Source organism: Rhodopirellula sp. JB055 (assembly GCF_043100905.1).
Classification (GTDB): domain Bacteria; phylum Planctomycetota; class Planctomycetia; order Pirellulales; family Pirellulaceae; genus Rhodopirellula.
Map to the genome: position 1 here is coordinate 1 of NZ_JBICHO010000004.1, position 10,387 is coordinate 10,387.

Here is a 10,387-nt window from a genome sequence, read left to right on the forward strand (position 1 = left end):
GCACTTGCGTGGTGGGAACTGGGGGGCCTCGCTGACGCGTTTTGAAGTTGCGCTTTTGCGTGAGGCATTGGTTTCTTCATAACCCGACGCGTCAGCGAGGCGAAGTCAACATCGTTTGTCCCTCGCTGACGCTTCGGGTTACGAAAAAGCTGACGCTTCGGGTTTTGAGAAAAGCGCAACTTCAAAACTTGCGCGGCGGGAACTGGGGGCCTCGCTGACGCGTTTTGAAGTTGCGCCTTTACGTGAGGCATTGGTTTTTTCATAACCCGACGCGTTAGCGAGGCGAAGTCAACATCGTTTGTCCCTCGCTGACGCTTCGGGTTACGAAAAAGCTGACCCTACGGGTTTTGAGAAAATCGCAACTTCAGCACTTGCGTGGTGGGAACTGGGGGGCCTCGCTGACGCGTTTTGAAGTTGCGCTTTTGCGTGAGGCATTGGTTTCTTCATAACCCGACGCGTCAGCGAGGCGAAGTCAACATCGTTTGTCCCTCGCTGACGCTTCGGGTTGTGAAAAAGCTGACGCTTCGGGTTTTGAGAAAAGCGCAACTTCAACACTGATGCGCCGGGTTTCCATGCTCATGGATCGCTTGGCGGGACGGTTCGACGTTCGGTCATCGTCGGTGCTCACGACTACTGCGAAAGCACCAATCGTTCTGTCGTTGTCAATTCAGGACCGCCACCGCGATTGCCGCTTCCTGATGCGGTGAACAGTGAATCGCCGATCCGAACCAACCCCGTTCCATGTCGCCCTTGAAGCAGCGACGGCCACGCCGACCAGCGATCGATTGCCGGATCATAAACTTCGATTTCGTCGTGGGCCTGCTTTTGATCTGCACTCTCCCCACAACCGATGACCAACTTGCCATCGATCGCAATGACACTGTTTCCTGCCCGCTCGGTGGGAAGGTCGGGGCACTGCTCCGGTGGCAACCATTGGCCCGCTTCAAAGTCGTACACATCGATCTTGCTGATCGTTTGTGAAAAGACCGCGTTGTCGCGTTTCGATGTCACTCGACCGCCCGCTGCGTACAATCGATTGCCAATCACCGTCGCTTGAAAGTGATCACGTTGGTGGGGGGCATCGGGCAAAATCTCCCACACACCGGTCTTGGGATCGTAGCGATCGAACCAGCTTCGGCATCCATCCACGTGTCCATTGGTGATTCCACCGATCAGATAGATCCAACCGTTGTGATATACCGCACCGGCTCCGCCGCGACGCCGAGATGCGGGGATAGAATGAACGAAGTCAAAGCGATCTTCCTTCGGGTAGTACACCACGACTTTTTCCAGTGGTGTTTCTTTTGGGTACCGTCCGGTCATCGCGCCCATGAGGTAGATCGCGTCCGCCACGACCACGCCTTGGAAGTGATGCAACTCCAAAGGGGTTTCAGATTTTGCTGTCCAAACGTTCGTATCTGGATCGTAGACATCGACCGGATTGATGCGGCGACCACCCAGCAAATACAGATTGTCTTGAAAACCGACCAGGGCTGCTTCGTGACGAGCGGTGGGCTGGCCTTCCGTAGCGAGCGTCTGCCAACCCCTTGATTCTGGAGCGGGCGTCTGGGCTTGGACCATCGAGAACGTGCTACCAAGAACCAGAGCACAAATCAAGAAACGCATCGTAAGCGGACCGAGAGGATGAAGAGAGAAATGGAAAGACGGGATCTAGGCCAAGGCAGGTGGATCGCCGTTTGATTCTTCGGACGAGACGACCGAGAAGACATCGCCATCTGTCAGTCGGGTTCGCAAAGTTTGTCCTGGCTGGACATCGTTTGCTTTCCGGACGACTTGCCCTGATTCGGTTTGGGTCACGCTGTAACCGCGAGAAAGAACGGCCAAAGGTGACAGAGCCGTTTGGGCGGCGGCGACCGTTGCGAGTTTGGAACGAGCCTGTTCCAAACGACGCCAGATCGCAGACCGCCCGCGTTCGTCCCAATCGTCCAATTCGCGACTGCGATCGTGAACCAATTCGAACGGATTTTGAAACACCGGACGAGATTCCCAGTTCTCGAGCCGTTGTCGTTCTGCCTCGACGCGCCGAAACAGATTGCGTGTCATCATGTCCCCAAGTGCATCCAGCGCAGCAACCATGGACTCGCGATCGGGTAAGACTCGCGAGGCCGCATCCGTCGGCGTCAACGCTCGCACGTCTGCCACCAAGTCCGCTAGCGTCACGTCAATTTCGTGACCAACCGCGGACACCGTTGGTATTCGCGACGCCGCGATGGCTCGAACCAACTTTTCGTCATTGAACGACCAAAGGTCCTCCAACGAACCACCACCACGCGAAACGATCAAGACGTCTGGTTGAGGCCGCAATCGATGCGCCGCACGCATGCCATCGATCAACGATTCGACGCTGCCCGGCCCTTGGACGCTTGCCGGAATCAACACGATCTCAATTCCAGCGTGACGTTGAGCAGCGGCCTGCAAGAAGTCTTGAATCGCGGCGCCCGTGGGACTGGTCACGATCGCGACACGTCGCGGAACACGGGGCAGCAGGCGTTTGCGTTCAGGTTCGAATAGACCTTCCGCTTGCAGTTTGGCTTGCAGTTGCGCAAATGCGATTTGCAGGGCGCCCATGCCTTGCGGTTGGCATTTGCGAACGACCAACTGATAGGACCCCCGTGCGGCATAAACCTCGACGTCGCCCATGCACAGAACGCTTTGCCCGTCATCCAGATCGAATGGCAAACGCTCGGCAACGCTGCGCCACATCACACCGCGAATTTGAGACCGGTCGTCTTTCAGCGTGAAGTACAGATGTCCGCTTCTTGGACGAGCGATGTCGGTGATCTCACCCGCGACCCAAACCGAGGGAAACCCGGCCTCCACGGCTGCTTTGATTTGACGCGTCAGTTCGCTGATCGAAATCGCGTCATCACTGGTCGAAGTCCGTCGCTTCTTTTTGGCGACCTTTCGTTTGACTGGCTTTGCCTGGGCCGGCTTGTCATCGTCGGAATCGAATAACGAGAACTGAGTCGAATCGGTCATGGTTCCGATCGACTCATGCATGAATGATGAAACATTTTTGCGATGTCAGATAAGAAGGAAGGGACGTTCATGTTCACTGTTCTTCCCCGAGCGATGGGCCGCTCGGCGCCAACGCATCAAAGTCATCGTCTGAGCGGGAATTCAACGCCGACTGCAAGGTTTTCCAAGCCAACAAACAGCATTTTTCGTGCTCCGGTGTCAACTTGGCGCCGAACAGATCCAGCATTTGTTCCGGTGTGAACGCCTTCACCTCCTCAACCGGTTTTCCTTCGACGTGCTCCATCAGCATCGATGCAGATGCCTGACTGATCACGCATCCATCGCCGTCGAACCAAGCCTCTTTGACGTTGCCGGAATCATCCAGTTGCGTGGTGATCACGATCCGGTCACTGCACAACGAGTTCGTCCCCTCGCCCATGTGGGTGGCGGTCTCCAGTGTTCCGCGATGATACGGATCTTCGTAGTGATCCTGCACGTGATCGTCGTGACTGTCGTGCTCGATCGGCATGGTGAAATGAAATGTCGTGGGTGATTGGTCGGTGGAGTCGCACGGATGATGAGCGACGGGCAATTGATACGCAGCAAGTCTGATTCCGGCTGTCGCGCATTTAACTCTATGCGAGTTGTTCAAAAAGGGAAGCAGGGTTTCTGCTGGCACAAAGTTGGCCATTGGTCGCGGTGACTGCCACTCCTGATTTGACTGCCTGCGAAAGCTTTGCAAAGGCCCTTTCCAGGTTCGCCCATTGCTGATGTTCCTCGATTTCCCAACTGTGTCCCCACAGGTGAAACACGCCGTCCGTTCGCAATGCTTGCTGCAGCATCACATCCACCAATCCAACCCAGTCCGTCTTTCCGACCAATGTCCAAGCTCGGTAAAACGCCCCCCAAGATGCTCGCTTGGCCGCGTTGCGGAGATAGGCTGAACGCGGATGAGGATGTGCCTGGACCGACGTGGCCATGGACGACACCTCCCAGCCTTTGTCTCCCCGGACATAGTCCCCTCGAACGCGACGCGTGGGAGGATCCGTTTTCAACAACTCGACCGTGCGAAATCCGTTGAAACCGTGCCGAGCGATCGCGTTGACATGTTCCCGTTGGAATTTCCCCAAGGGCGGGCAAAACATTTCGCAAGGCTGACCGGTCACGTCGGCAACCCAAGCACCGCTATCGTGAATTTGCCGCTCGGCTTGCACGTCTGGCAAGCTCGTTAGCGGCAGGTGGTCCATCGTGTGCGCCCCGATCTCAAATCGCTGACTCAGTTCGCGGACCTTCTCTTCCGATAGCGTTTCCAATTGTGATTTTCGCGGGATGTAGAACGTCGCTGACAATCCATGTTGTTCCAACAACTCAGCCAAGCGTTGATCCTGAGGATGTCCGTCGTCCCAGCTTGTCGTGACCACGCATCGGTTCGTCATGAGCCTGTTCTGGTAGCAAGGAAGTGTTCGGGGAATCCGCCTGACTTGGCGTGTGATGGAGCGAGTGTTGCGAATCAATTCGGACTTCGGCCGCGTTGGCGTGTGCCTCCTTAGGGCGGCCCCGAAGTCGCATCGCTTCTCGATAGATCGCCATCAATTGATCGTGGTTGATCGCCGCGGTGTACTTCGATTCATACTCCTGACGAGCTCGCTCACGCATCGCAATGGTCTCCTCGGCGTTCCGGACAAACCCGTCGACGATCGAGGCCAACTCGTCCGCGTTGCCACTTCGAAACAGAGCCCCCACAGATGGATGAACGAGTTCAGCTTGACCACCTTGGTCGGCACACACAACCGGTGTCCCGCATGCATAAGCTTCCACGACCACACGGCCGAATGACTCCGCACAATGAGAAGGCAGGATCAGCATCGCCGCGTCGGCCATTGTCTCATAGACCGCCGACTGTTCCAAGCGACCAAGATATTGCACGTTCTCACGCGGTTGATCCAACAGATGTTTGAGCGGCCCATCACCGATCACCTTCAAAGGAATCGGCTGGGTCAGCCGGTCCCAAGCATCCAGCAGCACCTTCACCCCCTTCTCTTCGCTCAAACGCCCCACGAACAAAGCGTAGCCGCCCTCGCCTTCTCCAAACGGCAATTCCGATTCGACAAAGTGAGGTTTAACCACGATTGGAGGCATCGGGTGGCCCGATCCCTCGTAACGAGTTTTGACGAACTGCGTCGGAGCGATCGCCAGATTGAGATACCGCTGATATGTTTTTTGAGTTCGGTGAAGCCAGTTCTTCACCGCAACCACTCCGGATGCCAAACGACTCTCGTGAAAGCAAGCATGACGAATCGCAGGCAGTGCGAAACGTGCCGAAACACAATCGGTGCAAGGCTGACCGGCGCGGAAACAAACGGCGTTCGGGCACAGGATTCGCGAATTGTGCAACGTCAACACAGTCGCGGCTCCCGCATCATGCGCCGCCTTGATGGCCGCCGGAGAAATCGCAGGGAACGTGTTGTGAAAGTGAACGACGTCGATTTGGTTCTGCTGCACCGCCCCCTGGATTTCGCCGGCGATTTGGGAATTCCAAACCGTCATCCTTGCATTATTGAGAGCTCCCGCCCCGGACATCGAATCGTTCATTCGCGTGAAGCGAGTCACCTCATGTCCGAACGATTCTAGAAGCTGCGTTTCTGCATCGAATACGACATCCTCGCCACCACGCAGGCGGTAATAACTGTGAACGGCTAGGATTCGGATGGCGATGATCGGCGCCGTGGGGCAGCGAGGAAAGAGAGGTGAACGATTGCGAGTTCAGCGATGGATGGCAAACATTGGTTTAGCGAGGAACCGTCGTCAAGCCGCCATTTTCTTCGGTCTCTATAACCGCTTCGGTTTCAGGTGGCTTGTTAAAGCCTCGAACGCTGTCTGATCCGCGATAGCGTCCATGTCCTGGATCGTTTCGACGACGAGTTGGGGGGACACGACTAGCATCCAAGTCGGCAGAGTTCGGCGGGGCCAGCAGCCCCCGAACGAGAGCCTGGACGACCCCAAAACCGACGGCCAGTATCGCTGCCAACACCAACAAAATCGCACGTTTCGGCTTGACCTTTTTCAGCCCCAGCGAGGGTTCCTGAACAACCGCGATCTCGCTGACCGAGCCCGATGACAAACGATCAATCAACCTCGCGTTGTCACGGTTTTCTGCCGTTCGCATGTATTCGGCTTCGGCCAGTTGGGTTTCCCAGGTCAATTCAGCCAGCTGGACTTCGTCACGATTCAATTGCGTCAATTCTTCTTTCAACGACTCTGCTTGGGTCTTCAGATTGTCACGCTTGGATTTCAAACCTGACAAACGGGTGTCGGTTTCCTGCAGTGACATGACAAGAGATTGCCGCACCGGATTGGTGGACTCCGTTGTCTGAGGCCGTTCCCCTTGTTCCGCCTGAGCGATCTCGGTGGCGGCCGCCAATTGTTCTCGCAGCACCTTCAATTTCGGATGATCGTCGCTCAACTTCAGCGACTGTTCCTTGTATCGGACTTCCAAGTCATACAATGACTGTCGCATCGAATCACCCGTCGCTTTCGGGATGCCTCGTATGGTTTGTGTCTGAAGCGTTTCCGGTTGCTCACGAATTTGTTCAACCAGCCGTGAACGCTGTGCAACTGCGGTCGCGAGTTCATGTTCAACATCCACCAAGTTGCTTTCGACTTGGCTGATCAGTGAACGCAATGCCGACTGAGCCGAACCGATGTCAATGATTCCCCGTTCGGTCTTGGCGATGCGAAGTTTTTCCTTTGCCTCCAACGCACGCTGGTAAGCCAAGTCGGATTGCTCTTCAAAGAACTTTGCCGACCCGAGCGAGCTATGAGCCATGGCGTGGTGTTGGCGATAGATTTTCACCAACGCGTCGAGCAGCTCTTGCGACAGAAAAGGGTCCTCAGTCCGGACTTCCAAATCAATCGTGTAAGCGTCCTTGGCCACGTACAAGTTCAAGGACTCTTGAAATGATTGGATCGCCATCTCCTCCGCGATCTGAGCTTGCACCTCTTCGGCGGACATCTCCCCCATTGGTTTGGACGTCCCCCCGGGGACCAAGGAGCTCAACTTCTGCATCGTCTTGGACAGCAAACTGCGTGGTTCCAAGATTCGTTCCACACCAACCTTCTTGACCACCTTTGTGGCGATCGCACGGGACTGCAACATCTCGCGGACACTGTTGACTTGCGATGCCCGACTGTCTTGCAAAGAAACCGTCGGCGACAGCGTCGCGGTGGGATCCATGGAGACCGCGCCGCGCCCCAATCGAATCAGTAACTGCGAATAGGAATCAAACTGAGCCGGGATCAAGAAGACACCCAACGCCAAAACTGGCAGCAACACGATCGTCCACAGAACCACGGACAACCTGTGGCGAGCAACCGCCTGCCAGAGATCATTCAGCCGCAAGGGACGAAAATGATCGGCTTCGGCAAAGGAGCGTTCATTCATGTTGCGAAAGGCAGCGAGAGACAGAAACGATGACAACAAGCGGAGTGAGGTTGGCCGGAATTGGCACCGCCTCCATCCAAAGAAAGCGAAACCCGCGCCCAGATTCCGCCCGTGTCAGTCTAATCCGATCTCCGCCGAACGAGAGGGGCAAGGCCGTCACACCGCCATTTTTGAAGGATCACACCTTGGGGCAAGCATCATTCGCCGCCCCTCGCCAGCGGGAAAACGCATCCATTTGGACTCTTAAACCGCAGAATGGTGGGTCCCTGTCAGTGCCGATGCGCTGCCAGCGCATGAAAAAACCGACAGGCTGGATCCATCGATCCGACCTGCCGGTCCAATTCAGTAACAGCCACTCGGCGGCAAGAGTGAAGCCGCTGGGAGAAACGCGTGGATCTCGACGTGCTACTGCACAAGTCTTTCAGTGATCCAGGCGTGCCCGAAAAATGAACCCTCTGCCGGTGTTATGTGACTGCACCTAACAGACCTCAAAAGATCTGCTGTTTGCATTTTAGGCTTCGTCGCCCATGCAGCAAGGTTGATCGGCCAATTAGTTGCCAGATCTGATCCGATTCTGGCAATTTGTGTGATTCACGCCAAACTGTCCCAGTCGATTCTTCGGACGCGATATGTGGACAAAAAACCGCGTAATCGTTCAGCGAATCAACCATTCGCGGAACCCTTCCACGAATTGATCGCCATTTCCCATCACGCTTCGGACCAGCAGGACTAGCATCGCGAGCGCCACAAACAACGCTCCCCAGCCTCGTCTCGGTGATGGCGGAGCGATCCCGCGAACCTGAACGCGCAACTGTCCAATCAAGTGCTTCCAAAACGACAGAGGCAACATCGGCTCAAACGCCAACACGCTGACGCAGTCCAATCCCTGGTGCCCCTCAATTCTCAGATGAGCATCAAATTGGGGCAAATGCACCTGGGCCTTCTTCTCGTCGCCCGTCGCGGACGAATCGATCGCTGATGCAGCACGCATCAGCGCGGGATAAAGCTCCTCAGTCGTTCGACCGTATACCACCAATCGCGGTTCACGCGTCAACACAATCAATCCGCAAACCAGCGTGTACAGAAGCAATAACGGCAACCAAACGTACGGCCCCAGAAAAATCGCCGAAGCAGTGGGGAAGAACAATTGCATCGGGCCAATCGCGACCATCCCCGCGACAGCAAACAAAACCGCGGCCATGTCTCGACCTCCCGTCGTCACCAACACTCGACCACTCACCCGAATCAGCGACAGCAACAACAGGTATCCAATCAATGGCAGGAACGCCACGGTCAGAACAAAGGGGTCAATCACGATTCTGTCTCCTCGCTCTCTGCTTCCACCGAACGCTGGTAGTTCTCCTCTTTCGTTGACTCGGCGCGTTTTTTCGTTGCTTTGACCGCGTGCTTGTCAGGAACCGGAGTGCTGCTGACGAGTGCCAAAATTGTCTGTCCTGCCGTCGGAACCAACGGTGCGTCCACCGTGTTGATGTTCAACGATCCTTCCGACGTGATCGCACACAACACGGTCGCCACCTCACCATACGTTTCTTGGAAGTCAGCAAACGAGTAGGTCTCGGTCAACTTCGTTGTTTTCAACGTGGCTCCTGCCGCGTGCATTTCAGCCAACCGGGTGAACGTCAGGCCTTCGCCAAACAACTCGCGTCCCATCAAGTTTTTCGTCAAACCCCGACGCCCGGCCATGTTCTTGGTTTTGAACGTCAGTTGATACAGCCTGGACGATTCGAACATCGTTCGACATTCGCGCAGTGCCAATGAGTTGACCTCGTCGTTGGGGGTCATCGCCAGCAATCGCCCAATCCCCGAAAGATCTAAATCTTCACGGGCATGCTCGTTGAGGATGTTGGCGCATTCACCGCGCAGTCCAGCCATCCGGGCTTGGCTGATTTTGTTGTAGTTCGTGTCGACCAATAGCACGGGAACTCCGGCCGCTTTGAGTTCGGTCGCAAAGTCTCGCACCCAGGCATCCGCTCCCGCGATCAACACACCACGACTGGTCTCTTCCGCCAACTTCAGCAACCGAGCCAGCGGTGCGGCTGCGATTCCGTAGACAGCAACCGTGCCGATGATGACCAAGAAAGTGACCGTCGCGAGTTGCTCGGAACCCGGAATGTTTAGGTCGGGTCGGCTTTCCATCGACAACGCGAACACACTGCTCACCGCAGCCGCCACAATCCCACGAGGTGCCAAACCCGCAATGAATGTCTGTTCGCGATAGTCCAATGGACTTCGCAGCAATGACAAGTACACCGACAACGGACGCACAATGAAAATCAACGCCAGGATCAATCCGATTCCCGGCATCCCGATCGTCGTCAGGTCCGTCAGGTTGACTCGCGAACCGAGCACGATGAACAAACATCCGATCAACAGCGTGCGAAGATTCTCCTTCAGCTCGATGATGTGCTCAACATCAAAGTGTTTTTGATTGGTCAGCCAAATGCCCAGCACGGTCACTGCGATCAGGCCTGATTCGTGTGCCATCATGTTGCTCAGCGCGAACAACAGCAACGCCAGCGACAACGCAGCAACGCCGTGCAAATGATCCGGCACCCAGTAACGTCGCAAGGCCTGTGTCAGCAGAGCACCGCCGGCAACCCCCAGTCCGACTCCAATCGCAGAGGTCAACAGCAGCGACTTCAATGCACCCGACCAGTGAGGTGCGGACTGGGCCAGCACAACCTCTTCAAAAACCAGCACAGCCAACACCGCGCCAATTGGGTCAATGACAATCCCTTCCCACTTCAACGTCGATGCGACTCGGCGACTCGGTTTGACCTGCCGCAAAAGTGGACCGATCACCGTCGGACCGGTCACCACCAGGATCGCGCCCAGCACAAAGCTCAGGTGCCATCCGAATCCGAGAATCCAGTGAATCGCCAAGGTGTTGCCGATGAAGGCCAGCGCCGCACCGACCGTGCACAGCCTCAACGACGAGGACCCCGA

General features: G+C 56.0%; 8 protein-coding genes. All 8 read right to left on the minus strand.

Translation table 11 applies throughout. From position 1 onward, the window contains the following. Window positions 1-630: 630 nt before the first annotated feature. On the minus strand, window positions 631-1,626 hold the full coding sequence (locus ACF8AM_RS00050; protein ID WP_392553657.1) for a Kelch repeat-containing protein: 996 nt from the start codon (window positions 1,624-1,626) through the stop codon (window positions 631-633). A 45-nt stretch (window positions 1,627-1,671) separates the two neighbouring features. Next, on the minus strand, window positions 1,672-3,000 hold the full coding sequence (gene xseA / locus ACF8AM_RS00055; protein WP_392553658.1) for an exodeoxyribonuclease VII large subunit: 1,329 nt from the start codon (window positions 2,998-3,000) through the stop codon (window positions 1,672-1,674). Window positions 3,001-3,073: 73 nt separating this feature from the next. After that, on the minus strand, window positions 3,074-3,508 hold the full coding sequence (locus tag ACF8AM_RS00060; protein ID WP_392553659.1) for an iron-sulfur cluster assembly scaffold protein: 435 nt from the start codon (window positions 3,506-3,508) through the stop codon (window positions 3,074-3,076). Window positions 3,509-3,614: 106 nt separating this feature from the next. Further along, entirely contained in the window at window positions 3,615-4,415 is an 801-nt protein-coding gene (locus ACF8AM_RS00065; RefSeq protein WP_392553660.1) for a polysaccharide deacetylase family protein, read from the minus strand. After that, on the minus strand, window positions 4,348-5,571 hold the full coding sequence (locus ACF8AM_RS00070; RefSeq protein WP_392553664.1) for a glycosyltransferase: 1,224 nt from the start codon (window positions 5,569-5,571) through the stop codon (window positions 4,348-4,350). The genes ACF8AM_RS00065 and ACF8AM_RS00070 overlap by 68 nt, the downstream gene beginning before the upstream one ends. A gap of 196 nt (window positions 5,572-5,767) precedes the next feature. Then, complete coding sequence (locus tag ACF8AM_RS00075) at window positions 5,768-7,420, minus strand: GumC family protein (protein ID WP_392553661.1); 1,653 nt, start codon at window positions 7,418-7,420, stop codon at window positions 5,768-5,770. 655 nt (window positions 7,421-8,075) lie between these two features. Then, complete coding sequence (locus ACF8AM_RS00080; RefSeq protein ID WP_392553662.1) at window positions 8,076-8,735, minus strand: hypothetical protein; 660 nt, start codon at window positions 8,733-8,735, stop codon at window positions 8,076-8,078. Next, a partial coding sequence (locus ACF8AM_RS00085) for a cation:proton antiporter (RefSeq protein WP_392553663.1) occupies window positions 8,732-10,387 on the minus strand: 1,656 nt, incomplete at its 5' end. The genes ACF8AM_RS00080 and ACF8AM_RS00085, both read right to left, overlap by 4 nt.